This is a genomic window from Pseudonocardia parietis, from assembly GCF_017876315.1.
GTDB lineage: Bacteria > Actinomycetota > Actinomycetes > Mycobacteriales > Pseudonocardiaceae > Pseudonocardia > Pseudonocardia parietis.
In genome coordinates this window covers 3511126-3532440 of the sequence record NZ_JAGINU010000001.1, presented here as the reverse complement: position 1 = coordinate 3532440, position 21315 = coordinate 3511126, and the positions used below count along the sequence as shown (strand labels likewise).

General features: G+C 71.3%; 19 protein-coding genes. 9 read left to right on the top strand and 10 right to left on the bottom strand.

The features are described from left to right. Positions 1–3 precede the first annotated feature (3 nt). From JOF36_RS16800 to JOF36_RS16785, 4 genes are all read left to right on the top strand, one after another. Positions 4–885 carry an SMP-30/gluconolactonase/LRE family protein gene (locus tag JOF36_RS16800; RefSeq protein WP_307862426.1) on the top strand — a complete coding sequence of 294 codons (882 nt, stop codon included), beginning with the start codon at positions 4–6 and terminating at the stop codon, positions 883–885. A 127-nt stretch (positions 886–1012) separates the two neighbouring features. After that, positions 1013–1924: an acetaldehyde dehydrogenase (acetylating) gene (locus JOF36_RS16795; RefSeq protein WP_210027838.1), complete on the top strand. Its 912-nt coding sequence runs from the start codon at positions 1013–1015 to the stop codon at positions 1922–1924. Continuing rightward, a complete protein-coding gene (dmpG, locus tag JOF36_RS16790; RefSeq protein ID WP_210027836.1) occupies positions 1921–2973 on the top strand; it encodes a 4-hydroxy-2-oxovalerate aldolase in 1053 nt (350 codons plus the stop codon). Before JOF36_RS16795 ends, dmpG begins: the two co-directional genes overlap by 4 nt. 110 nt (positions 2974–3083) lie before the next feature. Next, positions 3084–3545, top strand: a complete 462-nt coding sequence (locus tag JOF36_RS16785) for a cupin domain-containing protein (RefSeq protein WP_210027835.1) — start codon at positions 3084–3086, stop codon at positions 3543–3545. A 124-nt stretch (positions 3546–3669) separates the two neighbouring features. Here the strand turns inward: JOF36_RS16785 and JOF36_RS16780 are convergent, their stop codons facing one another. The 3 genes from JOF36_RS16780 to JOF36_RS16770 form a co-directional block, all read right to left on the bottom strand. Then, on the bottom strand, positions 3670–4524 hold the full coding sequence (locus tag JOF36_RS16780) for an IclR family transcriptional regulator (protein ID WP_210027834.1): 855 nt from the start codon (positions 4522–4524) through the stop codon (positions 3670–3672). Positions 4525–5024: 500 nt separating this feature from the next. Then, entirely contained in the window at positions 5025–6467 is a 1443-nt protein-coding gene (locus JOF36_RS16775) for an aromatic ring-hydroxylating oxygenase subunit alpha (protein WP_210027833.1), read from the bottom strand. Between the two features lie 47 nt (positions 6468–6514). Further along, positions 6515–6796, bottom strand: coding sequence for a ferredoxin (locus JOF36_RS16770; protein WP_210027832.1), 282 nt, complete (start codon positions 6794–6796; stop codon positions 6515–6517). Between the two features lie 326 nt (positions 6797–7122). Here JOF36_RS16770 and JOF36_RS16765 point away from each other — a divergent pair, with 326 nt between their 5' ends. Then, complete coding sequence (locus tag JOF36_RS16765) at positions 7123–8106, top strand: NAD(P)/FAD-dependent oxidoreductase (RefSeq protein ID WP_307862425.1); 984 nt, start codon at positions 7123–7125, stop codon at positions 8104–8106. Between the two features lie 74 nt (positions 8107–8180). Here the strand turns inward: JOF36_RS16765 and JOF36_RS16760 are convergent, their stop codons facing one another. Together JOF36_RS16760 and JOF36_RS16755 are read right to left on the bottom strand one after the other, a co-directional pair. After that, the gene (locus JOF36_RS16760) at positions 8181–9773 is read right to left on the bottom strand and encodes an FAD-binding protein (protein ID WP_210027830.1); all 1593 of its coding nucleotides are present in this window, start codon (positions 9771–9773) and stop codon (positions 8181–8183) included. Positions 9774–9818: 45 nt separating this feature from the next. Continuing rightward, complete coding sequence (locus JOF36_RS16755; RefSeq protein ID WP_210027829.1) at positions 9819–10373, bottom strand: VOC family protein; 555 nt, start codon at positions 10371–10373, stop codon at positions 9819–9821. Between the two features lie 251 nt (positions 10374–10624). Between JOF36_RS16755 and JOF36_RS16750 the strand changes: the two genes are divergently transcribed. Continuing rightward, positions 10625–12283 (top strand): FAD-dependent oxidoreductase, encoded by a 1659-nt coding sequence (locus tag JOF36_RS16750; RefSeq protein ID WP_210027827.1) that lies wholly within the window; start codon positions 10625–10627, stop codon positions 12281–12283. Positions 12284–12369: 86 nt separating this feature from the next. Further along, the gene (locus JOF36_RS16745) at positions 12370–12837 is read left to right on the top strand and encodes a nuclear transport factor 2 family protein (RefSeq protein ID WP_210027825.1); all 468 of its coding nucleotides are present in this window, start codon (positions 12370–12372) and stop codon (positions 12835–12837) included. A 14-nt stretch (positions 12838–12851) separates the two neighbouring features. On the opposite strand, the gene JOF36_RS16740 is transcribed toward JOF36_RS16745, so the two are convergent. The 4 genes from JOF36_RS16740 to JOF36_RS16725 form a co-directional block, all read right to left on the bottom strand. Continuing rightward, positions 12852–14588, bottom strand: coding sequence for an ABC transporter permease (locus JOF36_RS16740; protein ID WP_210027823.1), 1737 nt, complete (start codon positions 14586–14588; stop codon positions 12852–12854). Continuing rightward, positions 14585–15760 (bottom strand): ABC transporter ATP-binding protein, encoded by a 1176-nt coding sequence (locus JOF36_RS16735; protein ID WP_210027821.1) that lies wholly within the window; start codon positions 15758–15760, stop codon positions 14585–14587. Before JOF36_RS16735 ends, JOF36_RS16740 begins: the two co-directional genes overlap by 4 nt. A gap of 39 nt (positions 15761–15799) precedes the next feature. Continuing rightward, positions 15800–16831: an ABC transporter substrate-binding protein gene (locus tag JOF36_RS16730; RefSeq protein WP_210027820.1), complete on the bottom strand. Its 1032-nt coding sequence runs from the start codon at positions 16829–16831 to the stop codon at positions 15800–15802. Between the two features lie 207 nt (positions 16832–17038). After that, positions 17039–18199 (bottom strand): epoxide hydrolase family protein, encoded by a 1161-nt coding sequence (locus tag JOF36_RS16725; protein WP_210027819.1) that lies wholly within the window; start codon positions 18197–18199, stop codon positions 17039–17041. A gap of 97 nt (positions 18200–18296) precedes the next feature. Between JOF36_RS16725 and JOF36_RS16720 the strand changes: the two genes are divergently transcribed. Both JOF36_RS16720 and JOF36_RS16715 read left to right on the top strand, forming a co-directional pair. After that, the gene (locus JOF36_RS16720; protein WP_210027818.1) at positions 18297–19307 is read left to right on the top strand and encodes an HNH endonuclease; all 1011 of its coding nucleotides are present in this window, start codon (positions 18297–18299) and stop codon (positions 19305–19307) included. Between the two features lie 93 nt (positions 19308–19400). Then, positions 19401–19934, top strand: coding sequence for a DoxX family protein (locus JOF36_RS16715; protein ID WP_307862424.1), 534 nt, complete (start codon positions 19401–19403; stop codon positions 19932–19934). A gap of 12 nt (positions 19935–19946) precedes the next feature. Here the strand turns inward: JOF36_RS16715 and JOF36_RS16710 are convergent, their stop codons facing one another. Continuing rightward, positions 19947–21065 carry a cytochrome P450 gene (locus JOF36_RS16710; RefSeq protein ID WP_307862423.1) on the bottom strand — a complete coding sequence of 373 codons (1119 nt, stop codon included), beginning with the start codon at positions 21063–21065 and terminating at the stop codon, positions 19947–19949. Positions 21066–21315 lie beyond the last annotated feature (250 nt).

Here is a 21315-nt window from a genome sequence, read left to right as displayed (position 1 = left end):
GACGTGGACCTGAACGTGATCATGGCTGACCGGGTGTTCCTGGAAGGGCCGCGCTGGCAGGCGGGCCGGATCTGGGTGAGCGACTTCTTCGCCGGGGAGGTGGTCTCGGCCGCGGAGGACGGCTCGGACGTGCGCACCGAGGCCGAGCTCGACGACTGGCCCTCGGGCACCGGGCTCCTGCCGGACGGGCGGTTGCTCGTGGTGTCGATGCAGCAGCACCGGATCCTGCGCCGCGAGCACGACGGGCGGCTGGTCACCCACGCCGACCTGTCCGGGCTGGCCAGGGGCCCGGTCAACGACATGGCCGTGGACCCGCAGGGGAACGCCTACGTCGGATGCTTCGGCTTCGACCTCCGCGGCGGCGAGGACATCGCGACGGCCCCGCTGATCCGGGTCACCCCGGACGGCCGGGCCGAGATCGCCGCGGACGGGCTGTACTTCCCGAACGGCATCGTGGCCGACGGACAGCGGGTCGTGGTCGGCGAGACCGTGGGCAACCGGCTCTCGGTGTTCGACGTCGCGGCCGACGGCTCGCTGGGCGAGCGGCGCGACTGGGCACGGTTCGGCGAGGTGCCCACCACCGTCGCGTACCGGGAGGCGGTGGCGCAGGCCGCCGTGACCCCCGACGGGATCTCCCAGCCCGACGCCGAGGGCGCCATCTGGGTCGCCGACCCGGAGCACAACCGGGCCATCCGGGTCGCCGACGGCGGCGGCGTCCTGGCGGAGCTGCCCCTCGGCGAGCGTGAGCAGGCCTACGCGGTCGCGCTGGGTGGCGCCGACGGGCGGACGCTGTTCCTCGTCGTGGCCCCGGGCATGGGTGAGTTCGGCCCCGGCGACCGGGCCGCGACCGTGCGCACCGCCCGCGTCGACGTGCCGCTCGGGTAGGACGAACTGCTCGGACAGGGCGTGCCGCTCGGGTGGATCGGGCGCGGGCGAGCTTTTCCGGCCGGCCTTCCCGGTGGCCGGGATGTAGCGCTTCTCCCGGCGGCCGCTGCTGCCAGGGTCTCCAGACATGTCAGAGGACAGTTCGAAGGTGACGGCGGCGATCGTCGGTCCAGGGAACATCGGCACGGACCTGCTGGCCAAGCTCCGGCAGAGCCGGACGATCGAGGTCGCCTACATGGTCGGTGTGGTCGAGTCCGAGGGCCTGGAACGTGCCCGGGCCCAGGGCGTCAGCGCGTCCGCCGAGGGGGTGGACTGGCTGCTGCAACAGGACCCGCTGCCCCAGTTGGTGTTCGAGGCGACGTCGGCCAAGGCGCACATCGCGAACGCGCCGCGCTATGCCGAGGCCGGGATCCAGGCGATCGACCTGACCCCCGCCCATCTGGGTCCGATGGTCTGCCCGCCGGTGAACGGTTCGTCGCATCTGGACGCACCCAACGTCTCCATGATCACTTGTGGCGGTCAGGCGACCATCCCCATGGTCGCCGCGGTCTCCCGGGTCGTCCCGGTGTCGTACGCGGAGATCGTCGCGTCCGTCGCGTCGCGCAGCGCCGGGCCCGGCACGAGGGCCAACATCGACGAGTTCACCCGCACCACGGCGAAGGCCGTGGAGGAGGTCGGCGGGGCACGAAAGGGTAAGGCGGTCATCATTCTCAATCCCGTCGAACCACCGATGATCATGCGGGACACGATCTACTGCGCGATCCCCGCGGACGCCGACCGGACCGCGATCACCGCCTCGATCCAGGACATGGTCACCGCGGTCCAGGAGTACGTCCCGGGTTACACACTGCGGGCCGAACCGCAGTACGACGATCCACGGACCGGCTGGGACGGCAACGCCCGCGTCGCTGTGTTCCTCGAGGTCCGGGGCAACGGCGACTACCTGCCGCCGTACGCCGGGAACCTGGACATCATGACCGCCGCGGCGGCCCGGATCGGCGAGCTCATGGCCGTCGCGAAGGTGGAGGTGCCGGCATGACCGGGCAGGACGCGGGCCGGCCGGCCCTGACGCACGACATCCGCATCACGGACACGACGCTGCGCGACGGAAGCCACGCGATGTCGCACCTGTTCACCGAGACCCAGGTCCGGGACACCGTCCGGGCGCTCGACGGAGCGGGTGTCGAGTGGATCGAGGTCAGCCACGGCGACGGCGTCGGCGGGTCGTCGTTCAACTACGGGTTCTCCGGTACCGACGAGATGCGGCTGATCGCAGCCGCTCGTGAGGAGGCCCGGCAGGCGCGGATCGCGGTGCTGCTCGTGCCGGGGATCGGGACCGTCGACGACGTCAAGGAAGCGCACGCGGCAGGCGCCGAGATGGTCCGGGTCGCCACCCACTGCACCGAGGCCGACGTCTCGCCCCAGCACTTCGGGGCCGCCCGCGAACTGGGCATGGAGACGGTCGGGTTCCTCATGATGGCCCACCGCACCAACCCGGACGACCTGGCGAAGCAGGCCCGGATCATGATCGACGCGGGCTGTCAGACCGTCTACGTCACCGACTCGGCGGGCGCGCTGCTCATGCACGAGGCGACGGCGCGCTTCCAGGCGCTCGTGGCCGAGGCCGGCGAGGACGCCTGGGTCGGTTACCACGGGCACCAGAACCTCTCCCTCGGCGTGGCGAACTCGGTACTCGCCCACGAGGCGGGCGTCCGGTACATCGACGGGTCGTTGTGCGCGCTGGGTGCCGGAGCCGGGAACTCCCCGACCGAGGTGCTGGCCGCGGTGTTCGACCGGCTCGGCGTCGACACCGGTCTGAACCCCGGGGCCCTGCTCGACGCGGCGGAGGAGGTCGTCCGGCCGTATCTGCCGCGGTGGCCGAAGATGAACCGCAACGCGGTCGTGCAGGGTTGGGCCGGGGTGTACTCCAGCTTCCTGCTGCACGCGGAGCGGGCGGGTGAGCGGTACAAGGTGCCCCCGCACGAGATCCTCCGTCGCTGCGGCGAGCTCGGCTACGTCGGCGGCCAGGAGGACATGATCATCGACGTGGCGCTGCAGCTCGCGGCCGAGCGCGACCAGGGGTCCTGACCCGCACGACCCGGTGGCTCCCCACGGGGGCCACCGGGTCGCGGCTCACCACGTCCCGTCCAACGGGATCGATCGCAGACGGATCCGATGAGATTCGCCAGGATCGTGGAGTGCCGATCCACGAATTCAGTCTGGTGAACGACAAGGGTTGGATGCAGATGCCACTCGAGGTGATGCCCACATATCTGTGGGCCGACGGCGGCCGGCTCGCCGACGCACCGGTGGACTTCGCGAAGACCTTCGGTGGCAACATGTGGCTCTCGACGGAGATGGACCCGTCGTTCAACATCAACGGTCTGCGCTGTGCCCCCGGCTTCGCGGTGCCCCGCCACCACCACAACCTGGACGAGCTGATCGTCGTGTTCGCGGGGCAGTTCCACGTCACCTGGGCGACCGAGGACGGCGGGGAGGACAGCCGCACCGTCGGGCCCGGCGAGTTCTGGATCAGCAGTGCCGGTACCCCGTATCTGATGACCGCCGGCCCCGAGGGTGTGAGCTACACCGAGACCTGGCCGGAACCGATGGCGAACCTGCTCACCTGGTGGCACGACGAGGGATGGGTCCGCAGCTGAGGGCCCGACCCTTCGCCCCCGCCACGACCGCAGCCACCCGGCACCTCCGTATCGGAGGGCCGGGGCGACTGCGCCGTATCGGAGAGCCGGGGCGGCCGGGCGACCTGCCGGCCAGATCCCGCCGCTATCGCCCCGGTGCCCCGACGACACTGAAGTTCGCGTTCCAGATCGCGGCGGCCGCACCCCGCACCGCCTCGGTCGCCATCGCCCAGCGCATCCGCCCCGCGGGCCCGGTGACCGACACCGCCCCGATCGCCCGGCCGGCGCTGCGGATCGGCGCGGCGACGCACACCAGGCCCTCGTACGCCTCGCCTCGGTCGAACGCGACGCCGAGGTCGCGGATCCGGGTGAGCTCCGAGCGCAGCGCCTGCGGTTCGGTGATGGTGTTCACCGTCTTGCGCGGCATGCGCGACGAGACCACGGTCCGGGTCACCTCGTCGTCAAACGCCACCATCGCCTTGCCCAGAGCGGTGCAGTAGGCGGGTTTGCGCCCACCACGGCGGGTCGGCAGCCGGACCGAACCCATCTGGATACGTTCGAGATACACGACCTCGGTCGCATTGAGGACACCGAGTTGGGCGGAGAGCCCGGTCCTGGCGGCCAGCGCCTGCAGGTGCGGGAAGGCCGCCTCGTGCAGCCTGTTCCCCTCGAGTGCCAGGCCGCCCAGTTCGAACAACCGGAGTCCGACGCGGTACCCACCCCCGTCCCGCTCGATCCAGCCGACCCCGCACAGCTGTTCCGCGAGCCGGTGCAGGGTCGACTTCGGCAGCCCGGTCCGCTCGCTCAGCTCACCGAGGCTCAGGATCCGCGGCCCGCCGTTGAAGGCCCCCATGATGGTGGCGACCCGGCCCATGACGGTGCGTTCCGGGCCGTTCCCGTCGACCGCGTCCGGGCGGGCTCCCCGCGCGGGTGAGCGCCGGGAGGTCTCGTGGAACAGGTCGTCCGCCATCTCCCCGAACGAGTCCCCGGGTGCGGACACGATCGGGTCCACCGTTGTGATCGGCGTCTTCGTTACCACGTTCGACAACATGAATGCTGTCACCTTCCCGTCTCGGGCCCCGTTGCCCATGCCGGCGGAGGATCCGGCTCGGTTGCGGCGCGCCCGGAACCGCACGCACGGCCACGAAGGCCGCCGTGTGGCGGGTGGTGGGTACAACGCCGGCGGGACCGTGTCCTGCGCGTCAGTCTCGTGCTGGGCGGTTGCTGTGCGGAGCCGGACCGCTCGTCCGTTACCGCTGTCGCCAGGCTCACAGCTGCCGACCAGGCTGTCAAGACCATTGAGGCCACTCTATATCGAGATGGCCCGGGAAACCGCCGTGTCATGGCCGGATCGACTGCAGATCTGCCTGCTCAACTCCCCGCCCACCGGCGGCCGGCCTGCCACCGGCCGGCCCCGCGACCGTGGACACGGAAGGGCCCCGGTGGCTCCGACCCCGTGTGGGGATCGGTGCCACCGGGGCCCGGCCGGTGTGGCGCGACTCAGTCGGTCCAGAGGAACCTGTCGGCGACGCGGTGGTGGTTGTAGATCGTCATCTCCTGGTCCTCGCTCAGCCGGTGCCCGTCGAAGCTGGGCGAGTGCATGCCGACCGTGATCTCCTTGGTGTTCATGAGGTCCTGGGAGAAGACCTCACCCAGGTCGGCGTCCCGGTAGTCCTCGAAGACCTGCGGGTCGTACTCCCGCTTCGTGTCGTACTCGGAGGCGGGGACCTGGTCCAGGCCGAAGATCTCGAACAGGCACTGGTTCGGGTCGTCGCCGTAGGGCCGGGACCGGTACATGAACGACGACCCCTGGTTGGGCAGCAGGATCGAGTTCGGGAAGACGTTCCACGCCGTCCCCGCCTCGGCCCACTGCTCCGGGGAGATGTCGTTCCACTCGTAGCCCTCGGAGACCACGAGGTCGTGGTAGATCTTCATGAAGGCGGCGCCGGGCCCCTGCCCCTCGGGGAGCTCCGCGGTCTTGAGCGCCTCGGCGGCACGCCAGCTCCGCTCGTTCTCCAGGCCACGCATGTCGTCGTAGATGTACTGCACGCTCAGCGCGAACGCCTCGCGCGGATCGACGGTGCCGCTCGTCCCGCGCGCGGTCGGGTCCTTCTTGGCGTTCGACGCGTCGGTCGCGCTCTTCTTCTGACCGACACTCGAGTAGTGGGCGTGCCGCTCGTAGGTCGTCGTCGGCGACCAGGTGCGGTTCTCCAGCTCCTTCATCGAGGCGATGTTCGTGTTCGCCTTGTCGAACCGGTGGAGCTGCGGGTGGGTCCCCGCCACGTGGTAGGCCTCGAGAAAGCCGTCGAGCACGGTCTTCCAGTTGCAGGGCAGGACGACGCCCTTCTGCCACCGGATCCGCATGTTCTCGTAGTGGAACGGCTCGAAGATCCGTGGGATCGGGTCGAGGTAGTCCAGCAGCGGCGCGGCATCCGGGTCCATGTTGATGAACACGAACCCGCCCCAGGTCTCCGTGCGGACCCGGACCAGACCCAGGTGCTCGTCGGATCGCGGAACGAACTCCTCGCGGTCGAGCACCAGCCGGATCGACCCGTCGAGGTTCCACCGCCACCCGTGGAACGGGCAGATGATGGAGCCGACGCGGCCGCGGCCCTTCGCCAGCCGGGTCCCGCGGTGCCGGCAGGCGTTGAAGTAGGCGCTGATGGCGGTGCGGGACTCGCGCACGACGAGGATCGAGTGCTTACCGATCTCGTACTCGACGTAGGACCCGACCCCGGTCAGCTCCTCCTCCCGGCAGGCGATCTGCCAGGTCCTGGTGAACAGCTTGTCGAGCTCGAGCTCCAGGAACTCGGGGTTCAGGTACCGCGTCTTGGGCACGTAGGCCCGCCCGAGCCGGTACTTCTCCGGTACCGACTCGGGCGGGGCGTCCCCGGCGAACCACGGCGTCTTGCCGGTGAGCTTCGGCTCAAGGACCACGGACACGTCAACCACTCCTCGCTGTACGTACGGTGTCTGCAGGTGACGACGGGTCAGTCCGCATCGGGGCCGGCGATCTCGACCCCGTCGGCGCGCCGCACGACATGGATGCAGTTGCCCGGACACCCGTCGGCCGCGTCGATCACGTCGAGGCGCAGCCCGCTCGGGACGTCGGCCTGCGCGCCCTGGGCCGTCAGCAGCTCGCCCTCGGCCTCCTGCTTCACGTAGGAGAGCCCGTCGTCCCCGAACTCGAAGACCTCGGGTGCGTACTGCACGCACAGGCCGTCGCCCGTGCACAGATCCTGGTCGATCCACACCCGTACTTCTTCGCTCATGGGACTCGTTCTCCTTCTCCGCAGAACACCTGGGGCTCGCACGACGTGTCGCGACTCGGGTGGGCCGTCGTCGCACCTCGGCATCCCGGGAGCCGCGCGGTGCGGACGGCGCGGGGTCTTCGGCCCGGTTGCGGTGCGGCGCACGCTGTTCCCAGCCTGCTGTTCGGCACTGACACGACTGTCCCCGCAGGTCCGAGGGGAGTCCACCGGACGTCCCGTTAAACGGGACGAGCTGCGACGGCCCGCCCGCCGGCCGTCCTATGCTCCGCCGCGCGGACCTCGCCCGCCCTCACACACGACACCTCGTTCCCCCAGGAGGCCGGCCCGTGGCCGAGACCGTGACCACCGACATCCTGATCGTGGGCGCCGGCCCGACCGGCCTCTACGGCGCCTACTGCGCGGGCTTCCGCGGGCTCCGGACCGTCCTCGTCGACGCGCTGCCCCAGTGCGGCGGCCAGATCACGGCGCTGTACCCGGAGAAGGAGATCCGCGACATCGCGGCCGTCCCCGGGTCCCGGGGCCGCGAGGTCGTCGACGCCCTCAAGGCGCAGGCCGACGCCTACGACCCGATCTACCTGCTCGGCCGCCAGGCGGTCGGGCTCACCCACAGCGCCGACGGCCGGCCGCAGGTCACCCTGTCCGACGGGACCGTGGTCGACGCGGGCGCGGTCGTGCTGACCGCCGGCATCGGGACCTTCACCCCGCGCGCCCTGCCCGCGGGCGAGGAGTTCCTGGGACGGGGACTGAGCTACTTCGTCCCGGACCCCACCGAGCACGCCGACCGCGACGTCCTGGTGGTCGGGGGTGGCGACAGCGCGGTCGACTGGGCGCTCGCCCTGCACCCGATCGCGCGTTCGGTGACCCTCGTGCACCGCCGCGCCACGTTCCGGGCGCACGCGGCGAGCGTGCGCGAGGTCCACGAGTGCGGCGCCGCGGTCGTGACCGACGCCAGGGTCTCGGCGCTGTTCGGCGACGACCGGCTGCGCGAGGCGCACCTGCGGGTCGACGGCGAGGACGAGGTCCGGGTACTCAAGGTGGACGCGGTGGTGGCCGCGCTCGGTTTCATCAGCAACCTCGGCCCGCTGCTCGACTGGGGGGTCGAGCTGGACCGGCGTGCGATCGTCGTCGACACCCGGATGCGGACCACCGTCGACCGGGTCTACGCCGCCGGGGACGTCACCACCTACCCCGGCAAGGTCCGGTTGATGTCGGTGGGTTTCGGCGAGGTCGCGACCGCGATGAACAACGCCGCGGTCGCCATGGATCCGGAGCTCTCGCTGTTCCCCGGCCACTCGACCGACACCACCTGACATTCCGGGTGCGATACGACGACGCCCTCTCGAGAAGAGTTCCTCGAGAGAGCGTCCGGCGTGCAGGGGCCGCGCTACCGGGACCCGCCCGCGATGTCGAGGGCTGCCAGGTAGGAGAAGGCCATCGAGGATGCCACCGGGCCACCGGCGCCGGGGTAGATCCGGCCGGTCGCCGGGGCCATCGTGTTCCCCGAGGCGTACAGCCCGGTGATCACCGAGCCGTCCGGGCGCAGGACCCGGGCGTGCTCGTCGGTCCGGAGACCGCCCTTGGTCCCCAGGTCGGACAGCACGATCGTCGCCGCGTAGAACGGCGGCTCGCCGATGACCCCGAGGCAGGGGTTGGGACCGTCGGTGTGCGGGCCGGCCTGGTGGACGGTCATGAGGTCCCAGGGTGCCTCGCCGCGGTGGAACTGCTCGTCGGTGCCGGTGCGGGCGTAGCCGTTGAACTGTTCCACCGACTTCCCGAGCGCCCCGGCGGGGACACCGATCTGCTCCGCGAGCTCGTCGAGGGTGTCGGCCCGCTTCAGCACACCGGCCTCGACGAACCCCTCGACGTCGAACCAGCCCGGGACCTGCGGCGCGACGGGCAGCGTGGCGAACGCACGCTCGTTGTCGATCTGGCGCTGATCGAAGATCCAGTAGGTCGGGAGGTGGGACACGTCCGAGGCCCGTTCCGCCCGGAGCATCTCGTGGCCCGCCCGGTCGTAGGGCAGGCGCTCGTTCAGGTAGCGCTGCCCCGCCGCGTTGACCCAGATGCCGCTCCACACCGAGGTGTAGAAGACCGGACGGGTGTCCGGGACGACCAGCCCCGGCGCGAACCACGACTCGTCGAGCAGGTCGGTCGCCGCACCGATCGCCATGCCGGCCAGCAGGGCGTCGCCGGTGTTGCCCTCGCAGCCCTGGGTCCACTCGTCGCCGACCTCGGGCTGGTGGCGCCTGCGGAGCTCGGCGTTGCGTTCGTAACCGCCCGCCGCCAGGATCACGCCCCGGTCGGCCCGCAGCGTGACCCGCTCCCCCTCGCTCACCGCCTCGATCCCGACGACCCGGCCGTCCTCGACGACCAGGCCCTCCAGCGCGGTGTCGACGCGTACCGAGCCGTAGCCGGTCTCCAGGTAGGCGAGCAGCGCGCGCCCGATCAGCGCCTGGCCGCCGACCATGACCGGTTCGAGCGGTGCGCCCCAGCGCTCGGTCCACAGCGGGGGCCGGATCAGGGCCGCGAGGTTCCCGAGCTCGGTTCGCCGCAGCTCCGGCGGGAAGATGGTCCGGCCGGTCGCGGAGCTGCCGGGCCGGCCCTCGAAGTAGTCCGGTACCCCGCGCCACTCGAACCACCGGAACCGGTCGTTGCGCTCCAGCTCGTCGATCATCCGGGGACCGGCCTGCAGGAACGCCTCCCGCAGCGCGGCCGGCGCATCGTCGCCGACGATCGCGTCGAGGTACGGGCGTGCCGCCTCGGGGCTGTCCTCGACACCCGCGCGCTCCTCGGCGGCGTTGCCGGGCAACCAGATCCCGGCACCCGACAACGCGGTCGTCCCGCCGAGGTACCCGGTCTTCTCGACGACCAGCGTGCGGAGCCCGCGCGACGCCGCGGCGTACGCACCGATCAGTCCCGCACCGGAACCGACGACGATGACGTCGTAACGATCGTCGGCCACAGTCTCGCCACTCATGACGGATCCCTCCACGATGTACCGGGCCGGACGGCGGGCCCGGCGTCAGTCACGTGCGGCGTCGGACGCCGCCTCGAGCTGCTCGAAGTTGCGCGCACTGGCCGGGCTCAGCTCCATGACCTCGACGTAGTGCCCGAGCTCGGCCGTCATGTCCAGGTAGCCGAACCGGATCCCGCCGCTGTCGCCGTACTGCGCCCAGCGCTTCCCGCTCGCCCGGACCACGGCGTCGGCCTCGTCGAAGTCCTCGACCCGGAACCCCAGGTGGTGCATCGTCGCGGGCTCACCGGGCCGGACGGCCCCTCGGTACAGGTCCACCGAACCCGACACCGGACGGATGATCTCGATGTTCGTCGGCCCGGCGTTGACCAGGGCGACGTCGATGACCCACTCGTCGGCCGGAACGCCGTCGACGACCACGAACGGGCCGGCGGATGCACCGCCGTCGACCGGCGGGCGGCCCCCGCCCATCGACGACGTGTAGTGCTTCACGCAGGTCACCGTGCCGAGCGTCGACTCCAGGTACGCCGACGCGGCATCGATGTCGTCGGTGACGTAACCGATCTGCATGAAATTGCGGAAGAGGTCGCTCAACGACCGCACAGAGGTCTCCTCGCCGTGTTGTTCCGAGGCGCACGAATCCATTGTTCCGACGGTTCGTCCCAGCGCTCGGAACCGAGGGTTCCAGCGTGATTCTCCGGTCGTCCAGCACCCGTCCCGGCAGGCGGGATCCGGAACCGACCACGGTCGAACCGCCCGTCCCGACCATCGGAACCGGCGCTATGCCGTGGTGGCGCGCTCCACGAGAATTCCGCCATCAACGCTCGACCGTTCGGGAGCACAAGGTGGCGGAAATGGGAAACAACCGCTGGGACGAGGTGTACGACGTCGTCGTCGTCGGGAGCGGCGGTGGTGCCCTGACCGCGGCACTGCTCGCGAGCCACGGCGGCGCGAGCGTGCTCGTCGTCGAGAAGGACACCTACATCGGCGGGACGACCGCGGTGTCCGGCGGTGACATGTGGATCCCCAACAGCCGCCACGTCCGGGACCGGGACTCCCGCGAGGACGCGATCGCCTACGTCCACCGGCTGTCCGACGGCCGCGAGTGCGACCCGTCGCTGGTCGAGGTCTACGTCGACACCGCCCCCGAGGCGCTCGAGTACCTCGAGGAGCACACCGGGCTCGACACCGAGCCGCACATCGGGCTCGACGACTACTACTCGGTCATCGGCGACCGCATCCCCGGTGTCCGGCCGTTCCCCCGGTCCGTCTCGATCAAGCCGTACCCGGCGGGCCCGGAGCTCGGCGAGGAGCTCGCCCGGAAGATCAACAAGGGCCCGTGGGTCCCGCCGGTCGAGGTCAGCTTCCCGGAGTCGAGACGCGGCGGGATCGACGCGGCGGAGCTGGAGAAGCGGGAGAAGGAGGTCTGGCGGGCCAAGGGTGGCGGCCTGATCGCCGCCCTGCTCAAGGGCCTGGTCGACGCCGGTGTCGAGGTCCGCACCGAGACCCCGGCCGTCGGGCTCGTCACCGACGACGACGCGGCGGTCGTCGGCGTGGAGGTCGGCGGCACCGGCGGCGAGCGGCGGATCGGTGCGCGCAAGGGCGTCGTGCTGGCCTGCGGCGGCTTCGAGTGGAACGCCGAGATGGTGCAGACCTTCATCGGCTACGAGGTCAAGCCGATGACCCCGTGGGCCAACACCGGCGACGGCCACCTGATGGCGATGGAGGCCGGGGCCAAGCTCGGCTCGATGACGACCTTCTTCAGCTACGGCGTGGTGTACGAGCCGTGGGAGAAGGGGCGCGACGGCAACCCGTTGCCCCAGATGATCATGGGTCTCGGCCCCGGTTCGATCATCGTGAACCAGCAGGGCAACCGGTTCATGCACGGTGGGTACACCTACAACGACTTCTCGCACCCGTTCAACAGCTTCGACCAGCGCAACCCCGGCTTCACGAACAAGCCCCCGGCGTGGATCGTCTTCGGCTCCCGGCACTTCGAGACCGGGATCATGGGTTCCAAGCCCGGCATCGAGCTCAACCTGACCGGGCCCGATGGCCAGGAGCCACCGGAGTGGCTGGCCGAGGCCGGGTCGGTCGCGGAGCTCGCGGAGAAGATCGGGATCGCCCCGGAGGCGCTCGCAGCGACCGTCGACCGCTACAACACCTACGCCGAGAAGGGCGAGGACCCGGACTGGGCCGACCCGCTGCAGACCCATGTCCTCACCGGCCCCGACTCGGTCACCATCGAACCGGTCCTCGGGCCGCGCTACGGCGCGATCCAGCAGTGGCCCGGCACGATCGGCACCAACGGCGGCCTGCGGATCGACGCCGACGGGCGCGCCCTGGGCAACCGGGTGCCGATCATCGACGGGCTGTACGCGGCGGGCAACACCTCCGCCTCGGTGCTCGGTGCGACCTACCCCGGCGGCGGCGGGTGCATCGGCCCCAGCGTGACCATGGGCTACCGGGCGGGCAGGCACGTCGCCACCCGGCCCTCCCGTCCGATCGACTGACCATTCATTGTCAGGTGCGGGGGCCGGCGTGTGCCGGCCCCCGCACCTGCGAGTGGACTCCCACACCGACCCGCAGGAGGACGCACATGCCCGCAGATCTGAGCAGGATCGCGGTGGAGGCCGCCCGGCTGCAGAACGGGTACGCCCTCGCGGTCGACACCCGGGACTGGGACTACTTCGCGACGTTGTTCACCCCCGACGTCCGTGCGATCTACCCGGGATCGGACTACCGCGGGATGGACGACTGGCTCGCGACCTTCGTACCGTTCCACGACGCGTGCACCTGGACGCTGCACGTGATGACGAACCATGTCGTCGGCGAGGACGAGAACGGGATCTGGGCGGTCTGCTACGGGTGGATCCAGTGGACCCACCAGGACACCCCCGACCAGATCAGCCGGTCCGCGGTCCTCTACCGGGACCGGCTGCGCGACGACGACGGCCGATGGCGCATCGAACGGCGCAGGCTCGACCTGCTCCTGCGTGATCCGGGCCCGATCCCGGTGTCGCTGAGCCTGCCCCACTCCGTACTGGACCTGCGCGACCCGAGCTGAGCCCGCCTGCGCGCTCAGGTGCGCGAGGTACGGCCGACCCACAGGAGCAGCATCGCCACCGCGGTCGAGATCAGCGTGATGACGACGCCGAGGGCCGCGATGGTCGAGAACGTCCCGTTCGCCCACAGGTCGAGCATCACGAAGCCGACGACCGGGGTGTCCGGGCCCGCGAGCAGCGCCGAGCCGGTCACCTCGCTCATGATCAGTACGAACAGGATGATCGCGCCGCCGACGAGCCCGGGGAGCATCAGCGGCAGCGTGATCCGCGTCAGCGTGCGCACCGGTCCCGCGCCGCTGATGAGCGAGGCCTCCTCCAGCTCTCTCGAGAGCTGCGCGTAGGCCGAGCTCGCCGAGACGTAGGCCTGCGGCATGAAGAACACGAGGAACGCCAGGAACAGGATGACCAGGCTGGTGCCGAACCGGAACGGCGGTCCGGTGAAGGCGACCAGGAGCGCGATGGCGAGCACGAGATGCGAGAGGCCGCCGGGCGCCTTCGCCAGGCCGTCGAGCAGCGTGCTGATCCGGCCACGGCGCTGCGCGGTGAAGATCGCGATCAGGGTGGCGGCCAGCAACGTGACCAGTCCGCCCACCACCGCGAGCAGCACGCTGTTGCGCAGAGCGGTGCTGGTCATCGGGTTGTCCGACAGCACCACGACGTAGCTGTCCAGGCTGATCCCGTCGAGCGTCAGGGACGGCTGCCAGCTGCCCAGCAGCGAGATGTAGAACAGGCCGAGCAGCGGCACCACCGAGGACAGCGCCACGAACACGATCATCGCGGCCCGGGCGACCCACTTGCCCGGGCCCAGGTCCACCACGGCCGAGCCGATGCCCTTGCCACCGATCGTCGCGTGGGCGCCGCGCGCCGTCACCCGTCGTTGGAAGGTCGACACGACGAGCACCGTGAACAGCAGGAACGTGCTGAGCGCGACCGCCTCCGCCGTCTGCGGCGGGAAACCCTGGGTGAGCAGGTTGTAGATCCGCACGGCCAGCACGTCGATGCGGGCGGCCGCACCGATGATCACGCCGATCGAGAAGGTCGCGAGGCCCACGGCGATGCCGAGCAGGAGCCCGCCCGCGATCGCCGGCCGGATGGCCGGGATGGTGACCTTGAACAGGGTGCGGGCCGGGCCGACCCCGGCCACCCGTGACGCCTCGTCGAGGGAGGGGTCGAGGCGGGACAGCGCCGCGGACACCGGCAGGTAGATGAACGGGACGATGTTCAGCGTGTAGAGGAACACCATGCCCCCCATGCTGTAGATGTCCAGCGGGCCGGTGTCCGACAGCCCCGCGAACGGAAGCAGGTCCCGCAGCATCACGTTGAGGATCCCGGCGCGGTCCGCGGCGAGGAACACCCACCCGATCGTGCTGGCCAGCGAGGGCACCAACAGCGGGATCAGCGGCAGGAACGCCGCCACGAAACCCAGTCGCGCGTTCGTCCGCTCGTTGAGCCAGGCGAACCCGACCGCGATCACCAGCGCGCACAGCGTGGCGACGGTGACGACGACGATCGTGTCGACGAAGACCTTGGCCGTGCCGGGCAGGGCGAGCGCGTCGGCGTACGGCGCCAGCGGTGAGCCGTCGCCCTCGGCGAGGATCTCGATCACGAGCCCGGCCAGCGCGTACAGCAGGGTCGCCGCGAAGACCGCCCCGACGAGCACGGTGACGATCTCGACGACCGTGAGACGGCGCCCCGACCCGCCCGCCGGAGCCGGCGCCACGGTGGTGGGCGGGGTGTCGAGCCCGACCGTCATGCGCCCGTCTCCTGCGCGAACACCCGCAGGTCACGGGCCGCCACCGCCAACCGCAGGCCGTCGCCGCGCGCGCCCGGGAGCGGGGCGGGAGTCACGACCCGCACCTCGCTGCCGTCCCGCAGGACGGCGATGGTCTCGCTGAACGCGCCCAGGTAGCGGCCGAGGACGCGCTCCGCATCGAGGACGATCCCGGGTTCGGCGGGCCCGTCGGTGGTGACCACCGTGCGCTCCGGGCGCCAGATCAGGTGCACCTGTTCCCCGACCGCGGGCCGGCGCCCGGCCGTGGGGGCGGGTACCCGGGCCCGGTCGAGCACACCGGGCAGCGAGACCGTCAGCGTGTCATCGGCACGCTCCACCACCTGGGCGGTGAGCTCGTTGGCGGTGCCGATGAACGTCGCGACGTAGCGGGAGGACGGCCGGTCGTAGACGGCGTCCGGGGCGGCCAGCTGGGCGACCCGGCCGCTGCGCAGCACGGCGATCCGGTCCGCCAGCTCCATCGCCTCGACCTGGTCGTGGGTCACGTAGACCGCGGTGAACCCGATCCGCCGCTGCATCTCCAGCAGCTGCAGCCGCAGCTCCTCGCGGACCTTGGCATCGACATTGGACAGCGGCTCGTCGAACAGGATCAGGCTCGGCTCGGCGACCAGCGCCCGCGCCAGCGCGACCCGCTGCTGCTGGCCGCCACTGAGCCGTCCCGGCAGCTGTCCGGCGACCTCGGACACGCCCACCAGCTCGAGCACCCGCGCGACGCGTTCGCGCCGCTCGGCCTTGGGAACCTTGGCCGCCTCCAGCGGGTAGGCCACGTTGCGTGCCACCGTGAGATGCGGCCACAGCGCGTACGACTGGAAGATCATCCCGAGCCCCCGGCGCTCCGGCGGCACGACCACCGGCCGCCTGCCGGTCCGGTCGAAGACCTTGCGCCCCAGGAGCTCGATCGATCCGCGGTCGGGCGTCTCGAGCCCGGCGATGCACCGGAGCAGGGTCGTCTTCCCGCACCCGCTCGGCCCGAGGAGGACGAGGAACTCGCCCTTCTCGATGGTGAGGGTGACGTCGTCGATCGGCGTCACGGTGGTGCCGTTCGCCCGGCCGAACGTCTTGACCAGCCCGTCGACCTGCACCGCCGCGGCCTCGCGGACCGGCACGGCCACGCCGTCCCTCTGGTCGATGGTCATGGCTCGTTCCCCTTCTCCGGGTGGTCGGGTCCGCGTGGATCAGCTGAAGCCGAGCGACTGCAGGACCGCCGGGAGGGCCGCCTCCACCTCGGCGGGCGGCGGCGCCTTGACGTAGTCGTCGGGGAGCTGCACCGTCGCGCCCGGGACCGACTCCAGCGGCGAGGCCAGGTAGTCCGGGTTGTTGGCCGCGGCCTGTCCCTCGGGCGTCATCAACCACTGCAGGAAGAGCTTGCCGGCGTTCGGGTGGGCGCTGCCCGAGGTCAGGGCGCAGGGCGTCACCGTGATCGGGGCGGGATCGGTGGGGAACCAGGTGGCGATGTCCTCCCCCGGCCGGGCGAACTGCGCGGGGGTACCGGCGACGAGGACGTCGCCCTGCCCCGCGCCGAGCTGCTCGGCACCGACCAGCGAGCTGGCGACGGGCTGGTAGTCCTGCGCCCGCAGCTTGTGCAGGTAGCTCTCACCGAGCCGCGGGTCCGCGAGGACGGTCGCGAGCAGCTGCGCCCAGGCCCCGGAGTTGCGCGGGTCGTTCACCATGATCCGGCCGGACAGCCGGGGATCCAGCAGGTCGTCCCACGAGTCGACGGTGAGGTCGCCGAGCGCGGCCTTGTTGTACCCGATGACGGGGACCACGACCGAGCAGCCCACCCCGGCGTCGCCCTGCATGAAGTCCGCCGGGAGGTCCGGGAACATCTCGGGCGACAGCGCTGTCGTGTAGTCCTCGGCCCGCAGGCTGTCCACGAGCGCCGCGTCGGCCGTGGTGATCACGTCCGCGCCGATCACGTCCGTGGCCCGCACGTCGGCGTCGATTCGCTGGGCGAGCGCCGCACTCGACAGCCGCTCCGGAACCTGGACCTCGATGCCGTAGGTGGCCTCGAACTCCTTCTGCACGGCATCGATGGAGGGCTGCAGGTTGCCCGTGTACCAGACGACCTGCCCCTCCTGCTGGGCGAGCGCGACGAGCTCGTCCCCCTCGGCGACCGAGGCGGCGGGAGGAGGTTGCCCGCCTCCCGAACACGCCGCGAGTACCGCGACGGCGCAGGTCACCGAGACAAGTGCCAGCCTGCGACGCATGGAACTCCCCTATCAGCGCTGATGTGAGCGACTCTCGCGATGTGCCGGGGGCTCGTCGTGACACACGACCGAACCCGTGGCGATGAGACTAATTCAGTACCCTCTATTTGGTCCATGACGGAAGAGGAGGCTGCAGGCCGTGCCCGTGTCATGCTAATAAGTGACGATGGCGTCAATGTCAGCTATTCGAGGCGCCGCGGCCGGTGGTCAGGCCATGGCGCGAAGCTGTGCGGCGAACCCCTGCAACGCTCCGACGAGCAGGTCCGGACGCTCCAGCGCGGAGAAGTGCCCGCCGGCGGGGAGCTCGGACCAGCGCACGATCCGGTAGCGCTCCTCGGCCCAGCGCCGGATCGGCGGCACGATCTCGGACGGGAACGACGACACCGCGGTCGGCACGTCCACGAACCCGCGCCGGGTCGCGGGACCGGTGCCCGGTGCGCGGTTCGCCGTGTACTCCTCCTGGTAGAAGCGCGCGGACGAGGCGGCCGTCCCGGTGTACCAGAAGATCGAGGTGGTGGTCAGGACGTCGTCGACCGCCACCGGGTGCGCCGGGTCGGCCCAGTCGGAGAACTTCTCGGCGATCCACGCGAGCTGCCCGATCGGCGAGTCCGCGAGTCCGTAGGAGACGGTCTGCGGGCGCGTGGCGTTGAGCAGCGCGTAGGCCGACTTGTCCCGGACGTAGTCGGTGTACAGGGCCAGGGCGCGCGCCTCGGCGTCGTCCGCCGGGGGCTCGTCGCGGTGCAGGCCTGCCAGCCCCACCCCGCCGAGGTTCAGGTGGATCCCGCCGACCTGGTCGCCATCGACCCGGGCCAGCGCGGCCGCGACCTGGTAGCCGGCGTCGCCGCCGTGGGCGAGGTAGCGGCCGTGGCCGAGCCGGCGCATCAGCTGCGCGATGGCGTCCGCCATCCGGTGGGCACCCCATCCCCGCTCACGCAACGGGCCCGAGAACCCGAATCCCGGTAGCGACGGCGCGACGACGTGGAAGGCCGGCGCGGACGGATCGGCGGGCTCGGCGAGCTCGTCGACGATGTGGCGGAACTCCGCCACCGTGCTGGGCCAGCCGTGCAGGAGGACGAGCGGCTCGGCGTCCGGGCGCGGTGAGCGCCGGTGCACCGCGTGCAGGAGCTGGCCGTCGACCTCGGTGGTGACCTGCGGGAAGCGGTTCAGGTCGGCCTCGTGGGCCCGCCAGTCGAAACCGTCGCGCCACCGGTCCACCAGCTCCCGCATCGCCTCGACGGTGATCCCGTCCTCGGGGCGGGTCCGGTCGATCTCCTCGGGCCACCGGGCGGATTCCAGCCTCCGCCGCAGGTCATCCACATCGGACTGGGCCACGGAGATCCGGAACGGGTGCACGGGTGCGGATGTCATGGTGCGCGTCCTCGTCGTCGGGGGAGCTTCACACTAACACTGATGCCAGTGTCAGTTGGCGTCCACGATCGCGCTCCGGTCGCAGTATCCTCCGGCGGTGCCCCTCGAGGATCTGACCGAAGCCGCGGTGCTCGCCGCGGTCGCGGAGTTCGACGCGCACGGCCGCGACCGGTTCCTCGAGCGCTCGGGCTCCGGCCCCGCGAGGAGCTACTTCGTCGAGCTGGACGGCAGGCTGTACGACTCCGGGGCCATCGCTGCCCACGCGCACCGCATCGACCGGACGGGCCCACGGCGCACCGTGGAACCCGAGGCAAGTGAGAAGGCGGTCGCAGAGCGCCTGCGGCGCCTCGGCTTCACCGTCCGGCTCCACCGGAACCCGGCCTGGAGCCGGGACGAGATCGTCCTGGTGTGCGGGCTCGTCGAGGCGAACGGCTGGCGCGCCGTCCCGCAGGAGAGCCCCGAGGTCGTCGAGCTCTCCGCACTGCTCCAGTCGACGGCGATCCACCCCCTGGACGGGCGCGCGGCCGGCTTCCGGAGCCCGGCCGGCGTCGCGGGCCGGACGCGTGACCTGGTCTCGTGCCTTCCGGGCCACCCTCGGAGCGCCGGGAACCGGCTGGACGTCGAGGTCGTCGAGGCGTTCCGGAGCCGCCCCGGACGGATGCGCGAGGAGGTCGCGGCGATCAGGACGGCCCTCCGTGAATGGGGAGACGGTATCCACGCCCTGCGCGACCTCGACATGCTCGAGGGCGGAGCGGGCGTGGGCAGCGCCCTGCTGCGCAGGCACCTGCGGCGTGAGCGCAAGGCGGCCCTGCGCTCACGCAAGATCGCGCAGGCACGGGAGCTGGGTCGTCCGGTCGCGTGCGAGGTGTGCGACGTCGACTTCTCGGTGGTCTACGGCGAGCACGGGACGGGCTACATCGAGTGCCATCACCGACCGTCGCTGCATGGGATCGGACCGACCCAGACCCACATCGACGATCTCGCCCTGATCTGTTCGAACTGCCACCGGATGATCCACCGGACCACGCCGGCGCTCACCGTCGAGGAACTGTCCGCGATCGTTCGTTCCCGTCGCGGCCAGGGCTCTCGGGCGACCGGCAGCTCGTAGGTCCCACGAGTGCTGGCGCACTGCTAGCGTGGGCGAATCAGGATACTGTTCACGTCGATCACCGCTGGTGATCGCCGGACGAGAGGAGCGGACGTGGCCCGACGACCCAGGCGGACCGGCACCGGCGGCGAGGTGGCGAGGCTGCTGCTGCGCGGCGCGCTCGGCACCACCATGATCGCCCACGGCATCAAGCACGCCCGCACCCTCGACGGCACCGCCGGCTGGTTCTCCAGCATCGGCTTCCGCCGCCCGGCTCTGCAGGCCCGCGCCAGCGCCGCCGTCGAGACCACCGCCGGCGCGCTGCTGCTCGCCGGTGCGGCCACCCCGCTCGCCGCCGCCGCCACCGTCGGCACGCTGACCGTCGCCGCCCGCTCCGTCCACGCCCGCAACGGCTTCTTCATCACCGCCGAGGGCTGGGAGTACGTCGCCAACCTCGGCACCGCCGCCGTCGCGCTCGCCGCTCTCGGCCCCGGCAGACTCAGCGTCGACCACCGGCTCGGGCTCCACCGTCACCTCTCCCCCGGCCGGGCCGCCGCCCTCACCACCGTCCTCGGGCTCGCAAGCGGAGCCGGGCAGCTCGCCCTCTACTGGCGCGACCCCGCCACGGCGGCCGATCGCGGGCGGTGAGGGGCCGGGCGGTCACCCGTCCCGCTCGGTCCACTTCACCGGCAGGGCCTCCAGGCCGTAGATCGTCTTGCTCACGGCGAAGGGAACGTCCTCGAACTCGCAGGCAAGGGCGAGATCGGGGAAGCGCCGGAGCACCGCCGGGAAGGCGATGCGCATCTCCATCCGGGCGAGCGGGGCACCGAGGCAGTGGTGCACACCGTGCCCGAAGCCGACGTGCGTGGTGGCCTTGCGGGTCACGTCCAAACGCTCGGCGTCCTCGAGCAGCGCCGGGTCCCGGTTCGCGGTGGGCAGGTTGAAGGCGATCAGCTCCCCGCTCCGGATCAGCTGGCCGGAGATCTCCACGTCCCGGGTCGCCATCCGCGGGCCCCCGCCGTTGACCACGCTCAGCCAGCGCAGCAGCTCCTCCACCGCGTCCGGGGCGGCGTCCGGATCGTCCCGGACGATGGCGAGCTGCTCGGGGTGGCGCAACAGGGCCAGCGTGCCGAGGCCCAGCATGTTCGACGTCGTCTCGTGCCCGGCCAGCAGCAGCAGCCCGGCGATCCCGACCATCTCGTCGCGGGTCACGTCGTCCCCGTGGTCGCGGACCAGCATCCCCAGGATGTCGTCCCCGGGGTCGCGGAGCTTGCGGTCCACGAGGGTGCGCATGTACTCCAGCGACTCCTTGGCGAGGGCGACCTGCTCCGCCTCGGAGATGCCGGCCTCCATCTGCTTGCGGGTGCGCTCCTGGAACCCGCCCTGGTCCTCGAGCGGGACGCCGAGCAGCTCGCAGATCACCAGCGACGGGATCGGCAGCGCGAAGTCGGCGACGAGATCGGCGGGCGGACCCTTCCGCTCCATGGCGTCGAGGTGCTCGTCCACGATCGCGACGATCCGCGGCTCCAGCCTGCGCATCCGGCGCATCGTGAACTCGCCGGTCAGCAGCCGTCGCAGCCGCGTGTGGTCCGGGGGGTCCATGACGAGCAGGTTCCCGGTCCGCTCACCGAGCGCGTTGCGGGGATCGGCACGCGAGTCCTCCAGATCCTCGGGGGACCACCCGCTGATGAACGACTCGGCGTCGCTCAGCACCCGCTTGATGTCCACGTACCGGGTGATCAGCCACGCCTTGGGACCGAACCCCATCTGGATCGGCACGACGCCCACGGTGTTCCGGGCGGCGGTGAGTTGAGTGATCGGATCAAACCCAGAACGCTGCGGTGGCCGCGTCGGGGCGGGGGTGGTACTCGGCTCTGAGGTCACTCTTTCACTGAACCGCGCCGCCGACGGGAGCGTCAAGACGCATCTCGTGCATTTTTGCACGGCGTGCCACGATGGTCCGCGACGCCGCCCGTCGGAAGGCGAGCGGGGACCGGCCCGGAAGTAGCCGGCAGAGGAGGCGGACGAC